The sequence below is a fragment of the Nostoc sp. NZL genome, from assembly GCF_015714705.1.
In the GTDB taxonomy this organism is placed as follows: domain Bacteria; phylum Cyanobacteriota; class Cyanobacteriia; order Cyanobacteriales; family Nostocaceae; genus Nostoc; species Nostoc foliaceum_A.
In genome coordinates, this window is sequence record NZ_WBKL01000127.1 from 1 (window position 1) to 22123 (window position 22123).

The 22123-nt window shown below is 40.2% G+C and carries 22 protein-coding genes; 17 read left to right on the forward strand and 5 right to left on the reverse strand.

Annotation, left to right across the window (positions count from 1 at the left end):
• Both F8R90_RS18065 and F8R90_RS18070 read left to right on the forward strand, forming a co-directional pair.
• The coding region (locus tag F8R90_RS18065) for a sensor histidine kinase (RefSeq protein ID WP_196511865.1) at window positions 1-619 on the forward strand (619 nt) is incomplete at its 5' end.
• 63 nt (window positions 620-682) lie between these two features.
• Window positions 683-2446: a PAS domain-containing sensor histidine kinase gene (locus tag F8R90_RS18070; protein ID WP_196511866.1), complete on the forward strand. Its 1764-nt coding sequence runs from the start codon at window positions 683-685 to the stop codon at window positions 2444-2446.
• Window positions 2447-2600: 154 nt separating this feature from the next.
• Here the strand turns inward: F8R90_RS18070 and F8R90_RS18075 are convergent, their stop codons facing one another.
• Window positions 2601-3092 carry a hypothetical protein gene (locus F8R90_RS18075; RefSeq protein WP_196511867.1) on the reverse strand — a complete coding sequence of 164 codons (492 nt, stop codon included), beginning with the start codon at window positions 3090-3092 and terminating at the stop codon, window positions 2601-2603.
• 693 nt (window positions 3093-3785) lie between these two features.
• On the opposite strand from F8R90_RS18075, the gene F8R90_RS18080 reads away from it, so the two are divergent.
• From F8R90_RS18080 to F8R90_RS33720, 5 genes are all read left to right on the forward strand, one after another.
• Window positions 3786-4367: a DUF2834 domain-containing protein gene (locus F8R90_RS18080; protein ID WP_230966412.1), complete on the forward strand. Its 582-nt coding sequence runs from the start codon at window positions 3786-3788 to the stop codon at window positions 4365-4367.
• Window positions 4368-4850: 483 nt separating this feature from the next.
• Window positions 4851-5255, forward strand: a complete 405-nt coding sequence (locus F8R90_RS18085) for a response regulator (protein WP_196511904.1) — start codon at window positions 4851-4853, stop codon at window positions 5253-5255.
• Between the two features lie 716 nt (window positions 5256-5971).
• Complete coding sequence (locus F8R90_RS18090) at window positions 5972-6442, forward strand: DNA phosphorothioation-associated protein 4 (RefSeq protein WP_196511869.1); 471 nt, start codon at window positions 5972-5974, stop codon at window positions 6440-6442.
• 31 nt (window positions 6443-6473) lie between these two features.
• Window positions 6474-7022: a hypothetical protein gene (locus F8R90_RS33715; protein ID WP_331000680.1), complete on the forward strand. Its 549-nt coding sequence runs from the start codon at window positions 6474-6476 to the stop codon at window positions 7020-7022.
• Window positions 7023-7132: 110 nt separating this feature from the next.
• Window positions 7133-7414 (forward strand): HNH endonuclease, encoded by a 282-nt coding sequence (locus F8R90_RS33720; RefSeq protein ID WP_331000681.1) that lies wholly within the window; start codon window positions 7133-7135, stop codon window positions 7412-7414.
• Here F8R90_RS33720 and F8R90_RS18100 read toward each other — a convergent pair whose 3' ends face one another.
• Window positions 7415-9013: a DGQHR domain-containing protein gene (locus F8R90_RS18100; protein WP_196511870.1), complete on the reverse strand. Its 1599-nt coding sequence runs from the start codon at window positions 9011-9013 to the stop codon at window positions 7415-7417.
• Window positions 9014-9194: 181 nt separating this feature from the next.
• Here F8R90_RS18100 and dndC point away from each other — a divergent pair, with 181 nt between their 5' ends.
• The 3 genes from dndC to dndD all read left to right on the forward strand — a co-directional run bounded on the left by dndC (window position 9195) and on the right by dndD (window position 13719).
• Window positions 9195-10844, forward strand: a complete 1650-nt coding sequence (gene dndC / locus F8R90_RS18105) for a DNA phosphorothioation system sulfurtransferase DndC (protein WP_196511871.1) — start codon at window positions 9195-9197, stop codon at window positions 10842-10844.
• A gap of 75 nt (window positions 10845-10919) precedes the next feature.
• Complete coding sequence (locus F8R90_RS18110) at window positions 10920-11540, forward strand: Uma2 family endonuclease (protein WP_196511872.1); 621 nt, start codon at window positions 10920-10922, stop codon at window positions 11538-11540.
• 193 nt (window positions 11541-11733) lie between these two features.
• Window positions 11734-13719 carry a DNA sulfur modification protein DndD gene (gene dndD / locus F8R90_RS18115; RefSeq protein WP_196511873.1) on the forward strand — a complete coding sequence of 662 codons (1986 nt, stop codon included), beginning with the start codon at window positions 11734-11736 and terminating at the stop codon, window positions 13717-13719.
• 28 nt (window positions 13720-13747) lie between these two features.
• Here dndD and F8R90_RS18120 read toward each other — a convergent pair whose 3' ends face one another.
• A complete protein-coding gene (locus tag F8R90_RS18120; RefSeq protein WP_196511874.1) occupies window positions 13748-14104 on the reverse strand; it encodes a four helix bundle protein in 357 nt (118 codons plus the stop codon).
• A 104-nt stretch (window positions 14105-14208) separates the two neighbouring features.
• Here F8R90_RS18120 and dndE point away from each other — a divergent pair, with 104 nt between their 5' ends.
• The 7 genes from dndE to F8R90_RS18155 all read left to right on the forward strand — a co-directional run bounded on the left by dndE (window position 14209) and on the right by F8R90_RS18155 (window position 19968).
• Window positions 14209-14595: a DNA sulfur modification protein DndE gene (dndE, locus tag F8R90_RS18125; RefSeq protein ID WP_196511875.1), complete on the forward strand. Its 387-nt coding sequence runs from the start codon at window positions 14209-14211 to the stop codon at window positions 14593-14595.
• A gap of 93 nt (window positions 14596-14688) precedes the next feature.
• Window positions 14689-16146, forward strand: coding sequence for a DNA phosphorothioation-associated putative methyltransferase (locus tag F8R90_RS18130; protein WP_196511876.1), 1458 nt, complete (start codon window positions 14689-14691; stop codon window positions 16144-16146).
• Window positions 16147-16392: 246 nt separating this feature from the next.
• A complete protein-coding gene (locus tag F8R90_RS18135) occupies window positions 16393-17685 on the forward strand; it encodes an AmpG family muropeptide MFS transporter (RefSeq protein ID WP_196511877.1) in 1293 nt (430 codons plus the stop codon).
• On the forward strand, window positions 17670-18086 hold the full coding sequence (locus F8R90_RS18140) for an ABC transporter permease (RefSeq protein WP_196511878.1): 417 nt from the start codon (window positions 17670-17672) through the stop codon (window positions 18084-18086). The genes F8R90_RS18135 and F8R90_RS18140 overlap by 16 nt, the downstream gene beginning before the upstream one ends.
• Window positions 18087-18241: 155 nt before the next feature.
• Window positions 18242-18433, forward strand: coding sequence for a hypothetical protein (locus tag F8R90_RS18145; RefSeq protein WP_190896454.1), 192 nt, complete (start codon window positions 18242-18244; stop codon window positions 18431-18433).
• A gap of 17 nt (window positions 18434-18450) precedes the next feature.
• On the forward strand, window positions 18451-19035 hold the full coding sequence (locus tag F8R90_RS18150; RefSeq protein WP_196511879.1) for a GNAT family N-acetyltransferase: 585 nt from the start codon (window positions 18451-18453) through the stop codon (window positions 19033-19035).
• Window positions 19036-19209: 174 nt separating this feature from the next.
• Complete coding sequence (locus F8R90_RS18155) at window positions 19210-19968, forward strand: HEAT repeat domain-containing protein (protein ID WP_190896456.1); 759 nt, start codon at window positions 19210-19212, stop codon at window positions 19966-19968.
• Window positions 19969-20011: 43 nt separating this feature from the next.
• Here F8R90_RS18155 and F8R90_RS18160 read toward each other — a convergent pair whose 3' ends face one another.
• On the reverse strand, window positions 20012-20419 hold the full coding sequence (locus F8R90_RS18160; protein ID WP_196511880.1) for a phosphomannose isomerase type II C-terminal cupin domain: 408 nt from the start codon (window positions 20417-20419) through the stop codon (window positions 20012-20014).
• Window positions 20420-20582: 163 nt separating this feature from the next.
• Entirely contained in the window at window positions 20583-21926 is a 1344-nt protein-coding gene (locus F8R90_RS18165) for a PQQ-dependent sugar dehydrogenase (protein WP_196511881.1), read from the reverse strand.
• Window positions 21927-22123: the final 197 nt, after the last annotated feature.

Consider the following 22123-nt stretch of genomic DNA (forward strand, 5'->3'; position numbering starts at 1 on the left):
CCCCTCTGCCTCCTCCCAATCCCCAATTCCTGTATCTCGCTCAATAATCGAGCGGATGATTCAAGGCAATGATCGTCAGTTGACGATGATTAACTCATTGCTAGAAATTAATTCCTGCGAAAAACAGGGTATTGACATCAAACATGAACCTGTGCAACTTAGCACTCTACTGGGAGGAACATTCGTCCAGTTGGAACCCATGTTGACACAAAATCAAGCGACTCTGAAGAACTTGGTTCCCGCCAATTTACCGTTAGTAATGGCAGATGCAACTCGATTGCAGAAAGTTTTGGCACATTTGATAACACATAGCTTGCAAAATAATCCACCAGGATTAAATTTTATTTTGAGTGCCACCGTTGAGGCGGGAATGATTCGCACTCAGATTCAAGATGACGGTGTGGTAATGAGCAAACTAGAGTGCGATCGCCTTTTCGATCTGCATGTCCGCGATCCCCAAGACTGTTGTTCCACAAGCATTGGCTTAAAAATGTATCTTTGTCGAAAAGTTATTAAAGCACATGGCGGCGAAATCGGTGTTATTAGTAACCGTAAGCGCGGGTTAACTTTCTGGTTTACACTACCTCTAGCAACTTCATCCGCTACAAATCGCCCATAAATCACCAAAAAATGAGAGGGTGTTATTTATAGCAATGTTGAGTAAGGGAAACACCCTCAAGGTATGGGCAAAGTTGCTCGGATGCTAATGGCTATTCCGTTTACAACAGTGCAAAGCTGGTGGAGACAAACCTTTTCTGCACCAACAACAGATGAAATCACTACTTTTTACACAGCTTGGCGCAACCGCTTTTTGTGGCAGAGATTGCGTTTATGGTTATGGCTGGCGCTGATTTGTTTGTTGTCTTTTACTTTGAGAGACATTTACGGCTTTTTCTTCCCCTTAAAAGAGTTGGAAAGTCTGCCAGAAGTACTTAGAACTCAACGCCTTGTAATCAATATTGCAATGCTCTTGAGTATACTTGTTTGCTTTGGGCTACATAAAACGAAGTTAGGTCGCGATCGTCCAGATTTATTATTTTTGGGGTCTTCTTGGGCAATTAGTCTAGCATCACAGTTGTTTGCAACCATCAGAGGTTTTGCACTAGCCGACACCATCGGCTGGTCGCTGCTGTTTTTAAGCCAAGCTGTATTAATGCCAGTCTGCTGGATTCTTCACTTGCTATGTCAAGTGGGCGTGCTGTTTTACTACTTTGGTGTAAATACGGTACTTGGGCTAAAAACACTAGTCCCCGAATACCCAGAAATATATAATGTAACGTTCATTTTATACATTTTTTGGTTTTGTGTTATATGTGATATCGGTGTTTATCTGTATGATCGCCTGCAACGTTCTGAATTTTACGCCCGTCAAGAATTGGAATCTGCCTATCAAAAAATCAAGGTTGCAGAAGCTAAATATCGCAGCATTTTTGAAAACGCTGTTGAAGGTATTTTTCAAAGTAGTCCCGATGGACGTTACATTACGGCAAATCCTGCTTTAGCACGAATTTATGGTTACTCCTTAGCGGAGGAGGTAACAGCAAATTCCACTGTTATTGAACAATTGTACGTTGATCCGAACCGTCGGGCAGAATTTGTCCGCCTGATGGAAAAGTATGGCAGCGTTTCTGAGTTTGAGTCCCAAATTTATCGCCGAGACGGGAGTATTGTCTGGATTTCAGAAAAAGCCTACGCAGTGCGTGATGAAAAGGGAAAACTGCTTTACTACGAGGGTTTGATTGAAGATATTACCCAGCGCAAGCAAACTGAAGAAGAACTAAGAGTATTTTTTCATGCAGTTTCCCACGATTTACGTAACCCAGTGCTGGGTACTTTAATGGTGCTGAAAAATTTGCTTGCACGTCCAGAGGAAAATATTTCGATTTCACGCTCAATTTTAGAGCGGATGATTCAAAGTAGCGATCGCCAACTGAACTTAATTAATTCGTTGATGGAAGCTCATGTTAGCGAGGTGCAAGGTGTTGTTTTACAACGTCAAGCAGTACAATTACTGCCAGTTGTCGAAGCTGCGATCGCAGATTTAGAGCCACTGCTAGAGCAAAATCAAGCCAAGCTGACAAATCTGGTATCCGCAGATTTGCCATTAGTGAATGCAGACCCCACGCAACTATGGCGAGTTTTTTCTAACTTAATTGTTAATGCTTTGAAACATAATGCCCCTGGTTTGCTCTTGACAATTAACGCTAACCATGAAGGTGAGATGATTTATTGTACTGTTAGTGATAACGGCGTGGGTATTAGTCAACAACAAAGCGATCGGCTTTTTGAACTTTACTTTCGAGGTGCAAGTATCCGCAATTCTGTAAGTTTGGGATTGGGCTTGTATTTATGTAAGCAAATCATCAATGCTCACGGCGGCGAAATTGGTGTAAACAGTACATTGGATGCAGGGGCAACTTTCTGGTTTACATTGCCTATTAGCTAGCAAGTGAAGTAACTATACCTTCGTAGGGGCAAGGCGTTCTCCAGTTTTGATCATATTTACCAATTTGCAAATCCTAGACTTTGATGGTTTCGTCTCAGCTATCAGTTAAAGCAGTTACCGCTCTGGGAATGGGATACACTTGCAAAATTATTCTCTAATAACTACTTAAATTCAAAAATTCCTGAACTTGATCAGCGATCGCTAATAAAGTATTGATATGGTGTTTTTTTGATAAAGGAATAGCTTCAGCATATCTTGTAACAAGCCAAAGTTGGTAATTTTCAATTACGGCTCCATAGGCAAAACCTGTTGTTTTTCTCACCTCAACTGCTCGAATATCTTGAAGTGGCAAATCCTTTATTTTGGTTTGTAATCCGTGAAATTTGATAGTTACCCTGCCAAAAGCTTTGTTAAAACTACAATCTTTCACTACATGACTTTTCCAAACCTCTTGCAATGCTATATAGAATCCAAATGCTGTTAAGAGTAACAAGAGAGATCCCCACCATTCACCCGAACTAGCAATAACTAAAGCTATTAAAAATACAAATAGGCTAATAAAGAAGAAAACAATAGTATCAAACCAAAAATTTTTAGATGGTTCGTGAATCGTTAAAACATAGTTAGTTTGCTCTAAAATTCTCATTCTTTAAATCTCCTTACTACTGTTGATGTGATTTTTTATCGCCAAATTGTATTAAATTATTTGGTAATTTCATTGCCTGTAATCAGTCGCCTATGTGAGATATATACCTGATATTATCACAGAGTCTGAATAAGGATGGAACGCACCAAGACCGCAATCATATATGACTTTCAGTAAATTAAATTTTTATTTAGTTTTCCAGGCTAAAAACGATGCCTATGTCTTGCGCTGAAGCTTTCCTTTTGCGCGTACCTACCCCTTCGCTAGCAGAACGCTCATTTCAATTAAGCTCTAGCATAATGCTAGCGGCAGTGACAACTGGGTAGTATATCTTAAGTTGAGGCTCAGTCTAAAATGATTCTCTCTTAAGATCCATGAAGTAGCTTATTTAAACAGCTAACTTAAGAAAGTTAGTAAAATTAATTATCATGAAACCCTACTAGACATGTTAGTACATAAAACCTAAAAAACTGAGTAGAAATAATAGAAACATTTATCCTATAGATCACCAATCTATAGATAACAAAAATTTCAGCACATTTCTTCTTTACCTAATATAAAAATGTTATGGTGTATAGCTTTATCTGGAATTTTTCTGTACGAAAAACTATTCTTTTGGTTATTTGGCTGGGATTTGTTACCTATACTATATTGCTAGCCCCAGTTGATCAACCCGACACATGGTCTTTAGGATTGAAGCTTTTAACGCTTCAATGGGGAGAACTTAATGCCATTATTCCAACAATCTTCTGCTTGATGGGTATCTGGCCTATGATCTACGCTTGCCTCATGTTTGCTGATGGCAGAATGCAAAACTTCCGCGCTTGGCCTTATTTTCTCGGCTCAAATTTTACAGGTGTAATTTGTCTTCTACCTTACTTAATTTTTCGTAAATCTAATCAAGCATTCTATGGAAAAAAAGATAAGTGGCTTTCAATTCTTGATCAACGAACAACAGGAGCTTATTTGTTAGTTGCTACTATTGGTTTGTTCGGCTATGCAGTAATCGCTGGAAATTGGGAAGATTATATTCAGCAGTTTTTTCATACACCTTTTGTTCATCTCATCAGTCTCGATTTCTGTCTGATGTGCTTGATATTTCCAATTAGTTTATTATTTGATGATGATATGGCACGCAGAGGAATCAAAGATACGCGTATTTTTTGGGTAGTTGCTCTTTTTCCCTTATTTGGGCCATTAATATATCTGTGTTTACGCCCGTCATTACCAGAAACTTTTTCAAAACAATGTGACGCTACAGTAAATACTCCATGATGATTTAAATATTTAAGGTAAAATCTAATACTATGTCCTAATTTTATCTATCTAATATTTAAGAGAAATCACTTATAATCATCTGTCAAAATTTAGCTTGAAAACTTTGTATTAGTAAATAACCATATTGAGTAAAAACTAGAATTAAATTCTATTCAAGGCTCAATAGGTTTTACATCAACTTCATGATTTTAATTATATTTAATAGGATAAAAATATTTTTTATATGATTGATTCTAAAATATAAATAAAATTTATAAATTATACCTACCATTTGGAGGATTGTTGGTTATGAATTATATCTGCATTTAGATACAAATAAATTGTTAAAATTGATTAGAAATCGTCTTCTGTTTGTTTTATTGTTAATTATATAGTTCTGACTTTTCACGGCATGTGGAAAAAGTCATTTTGAGAGTTTCTCAAGCCCTGATTTTTCTTTAGCTGGTAAAAGTCACAGAAAGTTAGAATAAAATGTCATTTATGGAACCTTCTGGAACTCTTGCTGGTTTAGATATTCTGGTAGTTGAGGATGATAATGATACTCGCTGTTTCATCACTACTGTGTTGGAAATGGATGGAGCAAAAGTTATAGCAGTAATATCAGCAGATGCGGCACGCCAAGTATTATCCGAATTGCAACCCGATGTTTTAATTTCTGATATCGGGTTGCCTGGGGAAGATGGCTACACTTTCATCCGTAAAATTCGTGCGCTCAACCCAAAGAATGGTGGGCGAGTCCCGGCTATTGCTTTAACAGCCTATGCTGATAGTGAGGATCGTATCCGTGCTTTGGAAGGTGGCTTTGATACTCATGTATCGAAACCAGTTGATCCTGAAGAACTAGTTGAGATAGTCGCTAGTTTGGTGGCTTCTTGTAATTGGTAACGATGAAGCTTGTTAGATTTGGCTTTCGTGTTCATAGTCAAACTGGGAGTCGATTAGTAGAAGTAAAATTTACTATTTTTCTCCATTCGTAAAACAACGCCATTTTAAGACAGATACAGCAGTTTCCTTTTGCATGAAGTATAAAATTAAAGCTTTGGAGGCAGCAGAAAAAAACTACTTGTATCTGCTGATTTCCAGTTTGCATTTTGTACTTAACTTATTTGTAAACAGCTGTATTTAATTTGATACTTTTTAAGACTTCTCTAATTCAAGTTTTTTTCTGAAGTTTCCCTAATATCTCTATGCCATCGTCCATCTTCACCCAGTCCAGGAATTTCATTTTGGTAAAAAGCTTTTAAGAACTTATCCTACTAATCAAATTCTGTGAATCCAGATATGAACAGTAGCAAGGTTAATGAATTCATCAAAAAGTATATTTTGATGTTCCCGACAAACAAGTGAGCGAGTACTCAAACAGGAAGTTGTCATAGTATATCGCGTCAGTATCCCCAAAAACCCCAAATCATCGCCCTTTTGAGGTGGCGGAAGCTGATTCCGCAGTATTAGGATGGGCTATGTTGGTGGATGATTTTTTTGTTTAGCGATCGCTCACATACTATTATAAAATAATACCTTGTCAAATGCGTATGCGTAGCCAGCCGTAGGCATCTCTTTTGACTTTCGGTTAAAATAGCAACAATGTAAATATTAAAACAATGGCTGCAAACAGAATCAGGGTTGCTAAAGATAAGGCTGAGTTGGTGAAATCTCTAGTCGCATCAAAAGACACAACTGGGCCTTTTCAGACTTATGTAGAAGTTATGGTGTTTGCAGCAGCATTGGGCGTTAAATATAAAAAACGTGTTCCTTTGGGGGAAACCACAAAAAGAGAACCATCTCCAATTCCACAAGAAAATTTTGCTTCATTGGGATATGACCTAATCATTAAATTATTAGGAGTGAATGAAACTCAAGATATCAACATACTCTCATCTAGAGAAGAACAAGATGAAGATAAACGTACTCAAATATTTGAAGAGTATGCTAATGCAGGACTGGAAATTTTACAAAACGAGTTGCGGGGTTCTGTTGACTACTCAGAGCGACTTCTATTAGTTCTGATTTCTGAAAGAGGAACAAAAGAACAGCTAGAAGAAGAATTTGACCTCAGTAAATTCTTAAAATGATTTTTTCGCTTGCTTAATTAAGTAATTAAATATGAAAAATATAGCATATTATTGTCAAAGGCTTGCTGAATTAAATGTGAGTAATAGCCGTAAGCGTGGTAACGCTCAATATAAACCAATATTACTTTTATCTGTAATTGATTTGATTGCGCGAGGTATCATTACTACTAATGAGATTCTAGTTTCAGACGAATTAATTCAAACCTTTGAGAGGTATTGGAATGTAATCGGTTCTCCGTCTTACAAAGGTGGTTTACACTATCCTTTCTTGCATATGCAAAATGAGGGTTTTTGGGACTTAAAATTTAAGCCTGAATTTAATGGGTTACAGCCAAAAACAATTAACAAGCTAAAGGAGGCTGTTGAATACGCATATCTAGACAGTGAATTGTTTAAATTTTTGCAAGATGACTTTTACAGAAAAGAACTAATTGATGCACTTGTGGCAGCTTTCTTTTCTGATAATGAAGATGATATAGAAGCTATTTTCCAAATAAATCAAACTTTTCAAGATGACGCGGTAGAGATAGAAAAATTAATTGAAACAGGAAATTTAGAGACTATCCAAGATGGGGCTTAAAACGAGCAGTTATTAGAAATGCTTTTTTTAGAAAAGCGATTGTACACGTTTATAATTACAGATGTGCATTTTGTGGACTAAAAGTAACTAAAAAACTAAATCAAAATATTGTGGATGGCGCACACATTAAGCCATTTTCACAGTTTTATGATAATAAAATTCATAATGGAATAGCACTTTGCAAAAATCATCATTGGGCATTTGATAGAGGTTGGTTTGCTATAGATGAGCAATACAAAATTATAGTTAGCAATGATTTGGAAGAAGTATCTCCCCATACTAAACCTATGAAATATTTTGATGGTAAAACAATACTTCTACCAAATACAGAGCAACATTATCCAGAACTGGAAGCGCTTCAATGGCATCGCCAAAATATATTTCAAGCATAATTACAGGATAGGTGGAAGTCCTACCGCTTTCGGTTCAACAAACTTACCATCAAAACCTATAGTTTTATCTTCCACAGTTCTAGCATCCGCCAAAGCCTTACGAAGTTCAGCACGTTCCATTTGTTCCTGAATTCCACCCAGGATGTAAACCAATAACTTCGCCGCCAAATCTCGTCCAGCAACCTGCACCCGCTTTTTATTTGGGTCGTACAAAACCCCATACCAGAGAGATTGGGGATATTCCATACCACTAAAACCGCCTTGCTGGTCAAACTTCCGCAGTTTCTTAAAAATATCTGCTAGGGAAAAACCTTTTTTAAAAACCAAAATTCCCAAAGCTTGCGCTAATGCAACTTGAGCAACCGGACGGAAAAGCATATTTCCTTCACCTCCATCCTTTTCAAAGCTGAAGCGCCGTAAAGCTGGTGTATCCTCGTGTTCTAAAATTTTATAACTGGAAAGACTAGCCAAAGAATCAAATAGCTTTTTAAATTCCTCAATTCCCTGCTCAAGTTCTTCATCCTCTGGACGCATGGGAATTAGGCCTTTTTCCAAGGGTTTCCAGTGAGGGAACTTTTGAGCCAAATATCGCTCAGACATATCTTGCAGAGCTTGCAAAGTCGTCAAAACGGTAGAATTGGAGGCTACTGTTGCACTATTCCAATTAACGCGGGGATTGCGCTCTTGCCGTTGTTCTAATAGTGGATGTGTAACTGCAATTTTTCTAGCAACGATCGCAAAACCATCATCTTCATTCAACTGTGTTAGTTGCCCTTTAGTCAAGGGTGCAGCCATCAGGTTGACATGAACAAAAATCGATCTTACCCTCCGCCTCGCCTGGGTGCGAGTTTCCCCGGCCGCTACCGCACAGATGAACTCAATACCAATTTTTTCTTTAGGTAAATTTTGCAAGTAAGCAAGGTCTACTTGGTATTTTTCTATCAAATCATTTACTGTAATAAAACTGTCATCAGCACCTTTATCTTTTTTATAGCGCTGGAGTTTACGAGTTTTAATTAACTCCATCAATCCCTGTACACCCATTAATCGGTGTTGACCATCTAGTGCATAAATAGTTACATCATCCTCAGAAATATTTAGTAGACCTACTTTAGCGTCTTTATCTAAGGGTATAAAATCAGTAGTAGACTTTGTGGCGCGTCCTTCGCTATCCCAGTCAGCAGCTTTGGGATTATCCACCCACGGTTGATTAATTACTACTAGCACTGGCGGAAACTTGTGATTTTGTCGAGCTGCTAAATACTGCACTAGCGGCGCTTGACGTGACCAATCAAGGGGACGCTGCTGAATTTCATCAATACTATCTGCGTCAATCTCGACATTATCAGTCTCTGGATTATACTTTTTTTGAAACAGAGGTAAGCCAGAGGCGAAGTGAACCCGACCTGCAAACCATTCCAAGGTAACAGAACTAACATAAGCCTCCGTACCACCCATCTCGGTTTTTTGAACGAGAATCTGATCTTTTCTTCCTAAAAACTTCTCCAGGAGTAAAGCTAGTACCTGTTTTTCCTTGTTTTCTCGTTCCAGGTACTCTCTAGCGATGTCAGCCGTTGGGTCAGATGCACTATCTTTCATGTTAAATTTTAAAAACAGAATAAGATTATGTCGTTTAATTATCCAAAAAATTGGATATTAGTAGTAAAGTTTTTAAAAACTTTTCTTAAACCCACGGAGGTGGGTTTTGTCTGTATAGCCGCGAATTCTATTCGCCGGGATATCCGGAATATTACGCCAGCGTTTCCAGAGAGAAGGAGAAATGACTACAGCACAACAAGCAGAAAATAAAAACCAGCAAACACGTACTGTAGCAGAGTTAGTGGACTACATCCAAGCTCTCACCATTGAAATTCAAGAATTGTATTGTTTGGATGAGATACCTTGGGTAGTGGGCTATTCGGGTGGCAAAGATAGTACTGCTACCTTACAGCTTATCTGGAATGCGATCGCAGCACTAGCAGTTGAAAAGCGAAAAAAGACTATTCATGTTATTACAACTGACACACTAGTAGAAAACCCTGTAGTCTCTGTTTGGGTACGCAAATCCTTAGAAAGGATGAAGATTGCTGCTCAAGAACAGAAAATGCCCATTGAACCCCATTTATTACACCCAGAAATCAAAGAGACATTCTGGGTAAGTTTGATTGGTAAAGGTTATCCAACGCCGCGAGGAAAATTTCGTTGGTGTACAGACCGTCTAAAAATTCATCCTTCTAACCACTTTATTCGTGATGTGGTTAGAGTAAATGGGGAAGTTATTCTTGTTTTAGGTACGCGTAAGGCTGAAAGTGTCAAACGTGCTATCTCAATGGAAAAACATCAAGCAGGTAGCCTAAAAGATCGCCTCATTTCTGATTCAAGTTCACCGACATCTCTGCTTTACCATAGTGCAAGCTTGCCTAATTCTTTAATTTATAGCCCTATTGAAGATTGGCGTACTGATGAAGTTTGGATTTACCTAAATCAGTGGCAAAACCCTTGGGAATATAGCAACAAAGATTTGTTCACCATGTATCGAGGTGCTACAGCAGATAATGAATGTCCTCTAGTTGTCGATACTTCTACTGCTAGTTGTGGTGATTCTCGATTTGGCTGTTGGGTTTGCACAATTGTTAGTAAAGATAAATCAATGGAGGCAATGATTCAAAATGATGAAGAAAAAGAATGGATGCAGCCTCTATTAGATATCCGTAATGAATTAGATAATAGAGATGACCGCGATAAAAGAGACTTCCGTCGCATCTGGGGAGAAGTCCAACTTTTTGAACGTCATGTAGATGGCGAAACCTCTATTGAACCAATTCACGGCCCCTATACCAAATATTGGCGGGAACATTGGCTCAGACGATTATTAGAAGCACAAACAAAAACCCGTCAGACAGCGCCAGAAAGTATGCGCGATATCACCCTAATTACTCTCGAAGAAATGAGCGAAATCCGCCGCATTTGGCTAGAAGAAAAACACGAATTTGATGATAGCTTACCTCGGATTTATCAAGAAGTGACAGGCGAAGAATTTCAAGACCCTCGTCCTGGTGCTGACTATAGCCTACTAGGGCGTGATGAATGGATAGTATTAGAAGAAATCTGTGAAGGTGACGCGATGCACTTGGAACTCATGGCGAAATTGTTAGACACAGAACGCCAGTATCGCAAAAAGACTCGTCGCATAGGGATATACGAAACCTTAGAAAAATGTTTTAATACGAGTTCCCGTTCTCCAGAAGATGCGATTAAAAATGCTCGTTTGAAACGCGAATTAAGCGAAGCAGTTAGTCAAGGTGACGTTGCAAAAGTTAAGCAGATGACTTTGGGCGATGTTGCAGCAATCAATGAAGTCGATGAAGGTAAAAGTGATGAACAGGTAACTTGGGCAAGTATGAAATTTAAAAAGGAAAACTCAGAATAATAGAAGACGGGAGTCAACCAAACTACTTAAAGAACGCTTGACAAAGTTGGGTTATCTTAAAACAAGCGAGGTTCTATGATTCAAGCCATACACAAATTAGTAACTTTTGAAGATTTTGCAGCTTGGCGGCCTGAGGGTGGGAGATACGAATTACATGATGGCGTGATTGTTGAAATGGCACAACCAGTTGGAGATCATGAGGATATTGTTGGTTTTTTGGCGCTAAATATATCTATCGAAATTGGGCGACAAAAACTTCCTTACTTCATTCCAAAAACTGTATTAGTCAAGCCATTTGAAGTGGAATCAGCTTATTCACCAGACATCTTAATAATCAATAGACCAAATTTAGTGAATGAGCCTTTATGGAAAAAAGAATCAACTGTATCTCAAGCTACATCTATTCCCTTAGTTATTGAAGTTGTTAGTACTAATTGGCGAGATGATTACTACAAAAAATTAGCTGATTATGAGGCTATAGGTATTCCCGAATATTGGATTATAGATTATGCGGCTATAGGTGCTAGGAAGTTTATTGGCAATCCTAAGCTGCCTACTATATCGATTTATCAATTAATTGATGGTGAGTACCAAGTTACTCAATTTAAAGGCGATAGCCATATTGTCTCGCCTACTTTTCCAGAATTGAATTTAACCGCCGAACAGATTTTTCAAGCTGGAGGTGTGCAAATCTAGCCACGCTTACCAACACCGAGACAGATACAATCGCATTTCTTAACAGTTAGTGATGGTATTATCTATATTTCATAGACAATATTTTTTATCAATGCGTCAGACAAAACCATCTAATTAATTTTATCTGATTCCTTTTATCACAAACTTTCTGCTTCTGCGATCGCTGTCGAACTCATGTTAATCTTAAAAATCAATGATATTTCTTGAACTCGTATTACAAAACTTCGGCCCCTACAGTGGGAAACAGGTAATCAATCTTAACCCAAAAATTGATGAGGAAAGCTCACACCCAATTATCTTATTAGGTGGTATGAATGGCGGTGGAAAAACTACGTTCATGGATGCCATTCGTCTCGCCCTTTATGGCCACCGTGCCCAATGTTCTACCCGTGGTAATTTAAGTTATAGCGATTTTCTCAATCAATGTGTTAACAGCAAAACAGAGCCAGTTGTAGATACCCGAATTGAATTACTTTTTGAACATATCGAAAATGATAAACCAATAAAATACCGTGTTGTCCGTAGTTGGACAAAAAATCCTAAAGACGGTAAAGATACGTTAGGTATTTTAGGTGACAGTGATACATGGCCTGATGCTTTAGCTAATATATGGGATGAATATATTGAAAATCTTTTGCCATTAGGTATTTCTAACTTATTTCTCTTTGATGGTGAACAAGTTAAAGAACTTGCAGAACAAGAAACACCACCACCAGTTGTAGTAGATGCAATTCGTGGACTTTTAGGGTTAGAGTTAGCAGATCGTTTAGCAGTTGATTTAGATATCTTAGTTAACCGTAAACTTAAAGAAGTCGGTAATAGTAAAGATTTAGCCAACCTAGAGGAAATTGAAACTAGGTTAACCCAACAGCAAGAAGATTATCAAACAACAGGAGAAAAGGTAGAAACTCTCAAAAATCAGGTAGAAGAGTTAGAACAAAAGCAGCAAGAAGCCTTTGATAAATTTATTTCTGAAGGTGGGAAGATTGCAGCAGAACGCAATCAACTAGAATTAAAACAGGATACAAAAACTGCGGAAATTGAACAAGTACGTCAATTAATGTGTGAATTAGCAGCTGATGTTTTACCTCTAGCATTAATTCCCAATCTGCTTACTCAGGCGCAAGCACAGGGAGAAAAAGAATTTCGCCATCAACAGGTACAAATTTCTAAAGATTTGCTACTTGAACGAGATCAACGTTTACTGACTTGGCTAAATCAAGTAGAAATTTCACCGATACAAGTTGAAAAAATCCAATCATTTTTAATCCAAGATGTAGATAGTTTATATACAAAGACTATACAGATAGAAGCACCTTGGTTATTAGCTGATGATGAAACTTTAAGTCAACTAGATAATGTCATATATCACTTGCAAAATTCTAAACTTTCTGCAAAAGAAAAACTAACTATTCTCAAAAATAAAGAAGAAGAAATTCACACTTTGGAAAGACAAGTGCAAACAGCAGCAGCACCAGAAGATTATACAAAGCTGCGTAAGTCACTAGAAGCTGCACAAAACCAAGTCGCTGAAGCTAAAGCAAATTATGAAACAATCCGCCGTCGTCTAGCTGAATTAGAAACTATTATTGCCAAATCAAAAAAACAATTAAGTGAATATACAGTAGAAAATATTAAAAATACTAATAATAAACATATTATTTCATCGGTAGCAAAAGTTCAAGATACACTCAAAATTTTTCGTGAAAAATTAACCTTGCGAAAACTCAATAAATTAGAGGAAGAAGTTAAAAATTGCTTCCTTTATCTCCTGCATAAATCAGATTTAGTGCATCGTATCACCATTGATACCAAAACTTTTAGCCTTTCGCTTTACGATTTAAATGGTAAACCTGTCCCTAAACATCGCCTCTCTGCTGGCGAAAAACAACTACTTGCGATCGCATTCCTCTGGGGTTTAGCAAAAGTCTCTGGACACCGCCTCCCAGTAGCAATCGATACCCCGCTAGGGAGACTAGACTCCTCTCACCGCAGTAACTTAGTTGAACGTTACTTTCCATCTGCTAGCCATCAAGTAATTTTGTTATCTACGGATACTGAGATTGGGAAGAAAGAAGTGGAAACACTGCGAGAAAACGAAGCGATCGCACGCGAATACCTCCTCAAATACGACTCCACTACCCGCCAAACTACTATACAACCAGGCTACTTTTGGTAATTCGTAATTCGTAATTCGTAATTCGTAATTATTGACCTTTAAGTCGTTTGGTGGAAGCAACTAGAATTTTGCCAATTTCATTTGCCTCTTGGAGAAGTAGTTGAAATTTGTGTCTATCCACTAGTTCGGATTCAATTAATATTTCCAACCAGTATTGTGTTTCTCTGGCTTCTTTCAAAGCAATTTCTAATTTATTGATAAAATCTTTATTAGATTGGGCAGACTGTGCTTCTCGAACATTTGCACCAATAGAAGTACCGGAACGAAGTAATTGTTTAGAGAGAATTCGATAAACTCCAGGTTTCTCATCTAAAAACCAACAAGCTTTAACAATTCTTACCGCAAAACTTCTTGTCCGGTCAGTAATGCTACTATTAGTTACCATATTTGTCTTTTAAATCATAATATCTATGTTTCCCCATCTAAAAGAAAAACTAGAATCTCAATCTAAATAAATTACGAATTACGAATTACGAATTACGAATTATTATGGAATCCCCAATCGAAAGAATAAAACTCTCCCAAACAGCCAAAGACCAACTTACCAAACTTAAGCGCAGCACAAAAATCGACCAATGGAATATCCTATGCCGTTGGGCGTTTTGTCGTTCCCTCGCAGAAGCAACCGCACCTTCCCCCGTCCCAATTCCCCAAGATAGCAACGTCGAAATGACTTGGCGCGTCTTTGGCGGCGAAATGTCCGATATACTCCTTCTCGCCCTCAAGCAACGTTGTCATAATGACGGTTATCCCACCGATAAAGAAACCCTCGCCACCCAATTCCGCTTACATTTGCATCGCGGTATTGGTTACTTAGCAGGCGATCCAAATATCAAGAAAATTGAAGATTTAATTGAACTGGCTGTTAAACCTTGAAAGAATATTAGCTGCTAACTGTCTTAATTACGAATTACGTTAGCGTAGCGTTAGCGAGTATTCGAGCGTCATTACGAATTACGAATTAGTATTATGCCTGAAGCGCTAGAAATCGAGCGTCATAAAGCTGCGATCGCTCGCACTGACATATCTCGCCCCGTGCGATTGGCAATAGAATCGGCAATTCTGAATCCAGACACCACTTTTTTTGACTACGGTTGCGGCTATGGTGGTGATGTCCAGCGAGTAAAAAACTTAGGCTACACCAGTGCAGGCTGGGATCCTTACTACTATCCTGATGTACCACGCACTCCCGCCGATGTGGTCAACTTGGGTTATGTCCTCAACGTTATTGAAGACTCAGAAGAACGCCGTCAAAGTTTGATCCAAGCCTGGAAACTCACTGGGAAAGTTTTAATTGTCGCTGCTCAAATCCTGATTAATGCTCCCAGCAAAACCCAACTTGCTTACAATGATGGCATTGTGACGCGCCGCAATACTTTTCAGAAATATTACGAACAACAAGAACTCAAAACTTATATTGATGAGGTGCTAAATGTAGATGCAGTACCGATCGCACTAGGCGTTTACTTTGTTTTTCGAGATGAAGCTGAAAAAGAAAGTTACAAAGCTATCCGCTTCTTTTCTGCGACTTCTACACCGCGAGTCCGTATCCCCACCAAGCGGTTTGAAGACTATCAAGAACAGCTGCAACCATTAATGGCTTTTTTTACCAAGCGCGGTAGACTACCTGTGAAAGGCGAATTGGAAAATGAACAGGAATTACTGAGCGAATTTGGTAACTTCCGCCGTGCCTTTGGTGTAATTTTACAAGCTACTGATGAGGCTGAATGGGATGCGATCGCTTATCGTCGTTCTCTCGATATTCAAGTTTATCTCGCCCTGACCCACTTTGATAAACGCCCTGCATGGCAAAAGCTAGCGCCAGAAATGCGTCACGATATCAAAGCCTTTTTTAGTAGCTACGAGGAAGCTTGTCAAGTAGCCGACCAAAAGCTTTTCAGCTTAGGTAAACCTGGGGTAATTCAAACTGCGTGCGAAAAAAGCAAAATTGGTAAACACACGCGCGGTGCCCTTTACGTGCATGTTTCGGCACTTGCAGCACTTGATCCCGTGCTACGAATCTGTGAAGGTTGCGCTAGCCGTACCATTGGGCGTGTCGATGAAGCCACATTAATCAAATATCACACTGATAAGCCGCAAATATCTTATCTGTCTTACCCCGAATTCGACACCGATCCCCACCCGGCGTTAAAAGCCAGCATAGGTATTGATTTAAAAACCCTATTCGTCACTCACCGAGACTACGAAACTAGGGCAAATCCGCCGATTTTGCACCGTAAAGAAACATTTGTTGCCAGCAACTACCCTGGTTACGAAGAATTTGCTAAACTCACTCAACAAGAACAAGAATTAGGATTGCTCAAGGACAAAAGCGCCATCGGTACGCGTGAAGGTTGGGAAAAATGCCTCGCCGCACACAGAGTAGAAATCAGGGGACATCAAGTTTATACAATTCAAGAAAGTTAAGAAAACGCTGACGCTATAAGGTTATCCTGAATTTGTATTTAACCCAAGTAAATCTTGGTAGTTTGTCATGTTTGCGGAAAATCACACAGCAGCTATGGTAAGTTTCGATCCTTGATAGGGATTACTTTGGAACTGCTGCCACTCGGATAATCCAAACCCTTATAGGTACTAATTACATGATATACTTTTGCATTTCCTCGCCGTATTTTATTGATCTTTCCTCAAAAGAGGCAAAAAGTTGAAAATATGAGGAAAATTAAATCGCTACTAGAAGTTTTCGGTAGTCGCAAGATGGCGGCTTTATTATTTTTAGGTTTTTCATCGGGTTTACCGTTATTGTTAATCGGTAATACCTTAAAGGCTTGGATGACCGTAGAGAAGGTAGATTTAGCCGCTATTGGTTGGTTTAGCCTCGCTAGTTTACCTTATTCATTGAAGTTTCTGTGGTCGCCGTTGCTGGACAGGTTCACCCTACCAATTTTGGGACGACGAAGGGGTTGGTTAATTTTGACTCAGATTGCTTTGATCATAGCGATCGCAGTCATGGGTTTTCAACAACCAAAACAAGCATTACAGTTGCTAGCCATCAATGCTATAGTTATTGCTTTTATCAGTGCGACTCAAGATATCGCCGTTGATGCTTACCGCACCGACGTTTTAGAAAAACTAGAAATGGGGGCTGGTGCAGCCGTTTTTATCTTAGGTTATCGAATTGCCTTGTTAGTCGCAGGTGCTTTAGCCTTGATACTTGCTGACAATCTACCTTGGTCATCGGTTTACTTGTTTATGGCAGGGACGATGGTAATTGGTATTTTTGCCACCTTGCTCGCACCGGAACCCAAGGAAATTAGCCCTCCAGCTTCTCTAAGTGATGCTGTAATCTTGCCTTTTAAGGAATTTTTTCAGCGTCAGAGCATCATCCAAGGTATTCTAATGCTTGCATTCATTACCTTATATAAGCTAGGTGATGCTTTGTTGAGCAATATGACCACGCCTTTTTTGCTGCAAACGGGTTTTACCAAAACCGATATTGGGACAATTCAAGTAGGGATGGGATTAATTGCTACGATTGTCGGCGCTTTAACCGGTGGATCAATTTTGAGTGCTATTGGCATCAATCGATCACTTTGGGTTTTTGGTATTCTACAAGCAGTAAGTAATTTAGCTTACTTTTTCCTAGCATACATCGGTAAAAACTACCAAGCTATGGTACTTGCCATCAATATAGAACAATTTTGTGGTGGATTGGGGACAGCAGCCTTTGTTGCCTTTTTGATGAGTCTTTGTAACCAGCGGTTTTCCGCAACTCAATATGCTTTGTTATCCAGCTTGATGGCTGTCAGCCGCGATATTCTAGCGGCCCCTGGAGGCGCGATCGCCCAAAGTACGGGTTGGCCTATATTTTTCTTAATTACCATCGCCGCTGCTGTCCCAGGACTACTCCTATTACCAGTATTTGCCCCCTGGAACCCTCAGCCAGTGGCAGTATCCAGACCAGGACTTGAGGACGAAGAAGAGGATATATGGGGAATCAAGTAGTTATTGCTGTCGGCACATTCATCCTCTTACTCACCGGTTTATTACTTGGCTATGTTCTCTCACAGTTAGTTTTGGGATTTCTACCATTTAACCTCCTAACTTTTTTCGGAACACTCAGCCTAATTTTAATTTTTGGTACACTTTATTACGTTTTATTTTGGCAGTTGCGAAGAGATCAGTCCCGCCCATCAACTCCATCAACCATAAATCAAGGGATACCAAACCAAGTAGACGATGGTGTATCTGATAGCTATCTCAAAAACAGGCTAATCGCGAAGTTATCCGGTGATGTTGCTGCTGCTGAACGGTTAATTGAACAGGCAAAGGAGACTTATCCTGGGATGCCGGAGAATTGGTATTGTGAGAGAGTGCTCGATGACTTGGAGCGCGATCGCCAATAAATACTGTAAAAGCACGGAAATCGAGAATGGGGTAAATAATCAATGCCCCATTCTCCATTCTTCTGTACAGAAAATCGCTAAAATAAATCAAGAATACTTCACAAATCTTCAGCTAGGCTCTCATAAAATTTCCTAGCTCTCCCTGCAATTAAAATATGGCTATTTTTCGTCAGTATATCGCCCCCTTGCTTGTAGTTTTGGTATTTGTCTTTGCCCTAGTGGCAGTCAGCGCCCGCATCTTTTTACCCTCTGATATGGCAGCACCCGCACCAATAGAAGAAGTGGGGGTAAGTTCTCAACCCACTCCTGCTAATTTGCCACCAGCAGCACAAAACTCAGCTAGCTAAGTTAATAAACGTCAGAAGTGTCTGAGCAACTACTACCGGGGTATATTATTCGCCGTGGTTCCACATTGGATCGGGCGCTGCTGCTTAAGTTCATGCAGCGAACTTACGAGGATCTTTTTCCCAATGAGGATTTTTCTCACCTAGAACAAACAGTTAAACAATACTTTTCCAGCGATACGCCCTTGTGGTGGGTAGAAGAGGAGGGGGAGCAGGGAGCAGGGAGCAGGGAGCAAGGGGAAAATTCCTCTCCTCTGCACCCTTCCCCCTGCCCCTCTGCCTCTTCCCCATGCTCCATTCCCAATGCCCAATTCCCAATGCCCAATTCCCCCATCGCCTGCCTTTGGGTGGGCAATGCCATAGATCAAGTGCATGGTAACCGTCATGCTCACATCTTTATCCTCTACGTTTTGCCAGAACATCGGCGGCGTGGTATTGGTACAGCCTTGATGCAATATGTAGAAAATTGGGCTATTCAAAGAGGCGATCGCCAGATTGGACTACAAGTTTTTCAATCAAACAAACCCGCATTAAATCTTTACAATCAGTTAGGTTATCAAACCCAATCCCTGTGGATGGTAAAATTCCTGAGTGCAGAAAAATAAACTATTAAGATAGCAGTAACATACTTTAGCGTCTGAGTTATTGCGATTCTCGTTTGGATAAAACTCAACGAGGGGAAAGGAAAGTGTATAATTACGCAACTAATACTTATAAAGCTTTAACTTATTGGCGCGGGGGATTATGTGTTAATCCCGAAAAGGGATTGAAATGAAATTATGTATGACGAAGACGATCTAAGCCTACTCGACATTGAGGAGGAGCTAGAAAGCCCCCTAGATAAAATAGAGCCACTAACTGCCGAATCAGTTGTGGCAAAGCCAGATCCAGAAGTGATGCTAGCCCTCCTGGAAAATCCCCAGCCTCAGCAAAGAATGTTAGCAGCGCGTGCTTTTTGTGATATAGAAGATGCGCGTGCTGTCCCCCATCTGATTCGCCTGTTAAGTGATACCTGTCCCTTAGTTCGGGTGAGTGCAGCATACGGCCTCGGACGCAATCCTAGTTCAGAGGCAGTGAGTCCATTAATTGCTCAACTAAACAGTGATTGGAATGGCTATGTGCGTAAAGGCGTTGTTTGGGCTTTAGGAAACTGTCGCGATCGCCGTTCTTTACCCCCCCTGGCAGATGCCCTAAGAACTGATATTTCCGCAGTGCGTTTGTGGGCTGCTAGCGCCTTGGCACAGATGGCAGAAGTGGGTTATGAAGCAGTTATCGGGGCAATACCGCCATTAATTGAAGCCTTAGTCAAAGATCCAGTGGCAGCAGTGCGGAGCAACAGTGCTTGGGCCATTGGTCAACTGTGCCGCGAATTGCCTTCTAATGTAGTTTATGCCACAGCGATCGATGCCCTAATTCAAGCCTTTGCTGAAGACCAAGATTTAGGAGTCCGGGAAGATGCTAAAGCCTCACTGTTAGGAGTAGGTGATCCCCGTGGTTTACAGCTGATTGAAACCCTGGAACAAGAAGGGTGGTTTTGATTTGGGCATTGGGAATAGTTATTCTCCTTGTCCCCTCTAGCCTTTACTGACCCTCAGTTACAGGTTTCACCAAATTTAAGTCATAAGGACGCTCAGTATCATCTTCGCCCAAATACTCACCATTTTGAATTTCCAGAATCACTAGCGGAATATGTCCTGGATTTTCTACCTTATGTAGGGTTGCTGCGGGAACATAAGTTGATTCGTTTCGATTCAGTAATATTTCTGCATCACCACATGTCACCTTTGCTACACCTGAGACTACAACCCAATGTTCATTACGGTGATAATGGATTTGCGGTTTAATACCATGCCTGGGCTTGATTTCAACACGGCTAATTCTATAGGTTTCTCCCTCCTCGATCACTTCCACCTCACCCCAATATCGTGTACCTGAATGTGGAGGCAATTCGTTGATATTCGACTGAGTATTATTTTCATTCTGAGGCATAATTAATTTCTCAACCAGATGATTATCAGTATTTTTAAGTAATCTAGCGTAAACACCATAAATCTGAGGATGGAAATGGTAGCAATATCTCTATTGATGACAAGTGCTCTAACTTGACCCCTGGTAGTGGATTCCATCCCTGAATTTCTGAATTATGAATTATTCACTCCCCCGTATACTGAATCCGATAAATCCGATTATTGGCTTCTTCTGTTAGTAGTAAACTACCATCTGGTAACACGAGTAAACCTACAGGTCGTCCCCAAGTGGTTGGTACAGAGGGATTTAGCAAAAATCCTGTGAGAAAGTCTTCGTAATAGCCTTGTGATCGCCCCTTAGCATCGAAGGGAACAAATACAATTTTATAACCAGTGCCGCGATCGCGATTCCAAGAACCACGAAAAGCAGCAAAAGCACCATTCCGGTATTTTTCTGGAAACGTTTTACCATCATAAAATTGCAAACCCAATGCTGCTGAATGCGCCTGGAACAGCACATCTGGCGTTTGGGTACGGGCTACTAAGTCGGGGCGTTTACTTTTGCCATCCGTCTTTTGCCGCGGATCTAGGTTGTTTGGTGTCAGGTAAGCATAAGGCCAACCATAAAATGCCCCCTGTTTAACGCGTGTCAGATAGTCTGGAACCAACTCATCACCGATTCCATCGCGTTCGTTGACAGTTGTATAAAGTTCCTTAGTTACAGGATGAAAGTCTAAACCAACAGGGTTACGCAAGCCGGAAGCAAAAGTTTGCTGCTGGGAGCCATCTAAATTCATCACCTGTATCGAAGCGCGTGGTAAAGGTTCTTCATCCACATTGGTTCCTGAACCAACTGAAACATATAATTTATTGCCATCAGGCGAGACAACGACATTGCGCGTCCAATGATTGTTATAACCTTGAGCAGGCAAGTCGGCGATTTTTTCCCCTTTACCTGTAATCTGATTTTGACCTTGGCTATAGGGAAAACGTACCACAGCATCTGTGTTTCCTAGAAAAAAGGAATTACCTTCAAAAGCCATACCAAAGGGTCTATTGAGTCCGTTGTCCCCAGTAGCAAAGGTTTCTCGAACATCGGCTACGCCGTCGCCATTGCTATCACGCAACAGACGAATCCGATTTCGCCCGGTTTCAGTCACTAGTACATCACCACTGGGGGTTAAAGCTAGCCAGCGCGGAGCATCTAAATCTTCGGCAAAGACGTTAACTGTAAAGCCTGGTGGTACGCGCAGCACCGGATTTTGCGGGATGGGCACAACCTCAGGTCGTTTGGAGGCGCTTTCTGTTGCGAAGGGTGCTGGTAAATTCTTCAGATTGATTCGGATAGGTGTGGGTGAAAGTGCTTCAGTTCGGACAATATTTTTTGGTTGTGTAGGATTCTGTGTTAGTTGAGCAGAAGGTACAGATGTTTGTGGTGTGGGATTATCTGAAGAAGCGCGAGTCTGGTTACAGGCTGCTGCCAAGGTCAGTAAAAAAACTGGCAGCAAGAAACGCGCGAGAACTTTCATGGTGGTAGACACTATACACAATTTTTCTACTCTAGACTTAAGAATTAATAATTGTCGCCAGTCTAAAGTTTGATTTTTATTGGTTAGTCAACCTACCAAGGTACCGACGACTAAAGACTAATGACCGAAGAAAGGCAGAGGGCAGTTCTTGCTGGAGGCAGGAGGTTATAGAAAATAATTCTTCCCTCTGCTAAGAG

Bases quoted from the DNA above. Each gene is read 5' to 3' on its own strand.
- F8R90_RS18070 (WP_196511866.1), top strand. From the start codon at position 683: ATGGGCAAAGTTGCTCGGATGCTAATGGCTATTCCGTTTACAACAGTG.
- F8R90_RS18075 (WP_196511867.1), bottom strand. From the start codon at position 3,092: ATGAGAATTTTAGAGCAAACTAACTATGTTTTAACGATTCACGAACCA.
- F8R90_RS18085 (WP_196511904.1), top strand. From the start codon at position 4,851: ATGGAACCTTCTGGAACTCTTGCTGGTTTAGATATTCTGGTAGTTGAG.
- F8R90_RS18090 (WP_196511869.1), top strand. From the start codon at position 5,972: ATGGCTGCAAACAGAATCAGGGTTGCTAAAGATAAGGCTGAGTTGGTG.
- F8R90_RS33715 (WP_331000680.1), top strand. From the start codon at position 6,474: ATGAAAAATATAGCATATTATTGTCAAAGGCTTGCTGAATTAAATGTG.
- F8R90_RS18100 (WP_196511870.1), bottom strand. From the start codon at position 9,013: ATGAAAGATAGTGCATCTGACCCAACGGCTGACATCGCTAGAGAGTAC.
- dndC (WP_196511871.1), top strand. From the start codon at position 9,195: ATGACTACAGCACAACAAGCAGAAAATAAAAACCAGCAAACACGTACT.
- F8R90_RS18110 (WP_196511872.1), top strand. From the start codon at position 10,920: ATGATTCAAGCCATACACAAATTAGTAACTTTTGAAGATTTTGCAGCT.
- dndD (WP_196511873.1), top strand. From the start codon at position 11,734: ATGATATTTCTTGAACTCGTATTACAAAACTTCGGCCCCTACAGTGGG.
- F8R90_RS18120 (WP_196511874.1), bottom strand. From the start codon at position 14,104: ATGGTAACTAATAGTAGCATTACTGACCGGACAAGAAGTTTTGCGGTA.
- dndE (WP_196511875.1), top strand. From the start codon at position 14,209: ATGGAATCCCCAATCGAAAGAATAAAACTCTCCCAAACAGCCAAAGAC.
- F8R90_RS18130 (WP_196511876.1), top strand. From the start codon at position 14,689: ATGCCTGAAGCGCTAGAAATCGAGCGTCATAAAGCTGCGATCGCTCGC.
- F8R90_RS18135 (WP_196511877.1), top strand. From the start codon at position 16,393: ATGAGGAAAATTAAATCGCTACTAGAAGTTTTCGGTAGTCGCAAGATG.
- F8R90_RS18140 (WP_196511878.1), top strand. From the start codon at position 17,670: ATGGGGAATCAAGTAGTTATTGCTGTCGGCACATTCATCCTCTTACTC.
- F8R90_RS18145 (WP_190896454.1), top strand. From the start codon at position 18,242: ATGGCTATTTTTCGTCAGTATATCGCCCCCTTGCTTGTAGTTTTGGTA.
- F8R90_RS18155 (WP_190896456.1), top strand. From the start codon at position 19,210: ATGTATGACGAAGACGATCTAAGCCTACTCGACATTGAGGAGGAGCTA.
- F8R90_RS18160 (WP_196511880.1), bottom strand. From the start codon at position 20,419: ATGCCTCAGAATGAAAATAATACTCAGTCGAATATCAACGAATTGCCT.
- F8R90_RS18165 (WP_196511881.1), bottom strand. From the start codon at position 21,926: ATGAAAGTTCTCGCGCGTTTCTTGCTGCCAGTTTTTTTACTGACCTTG.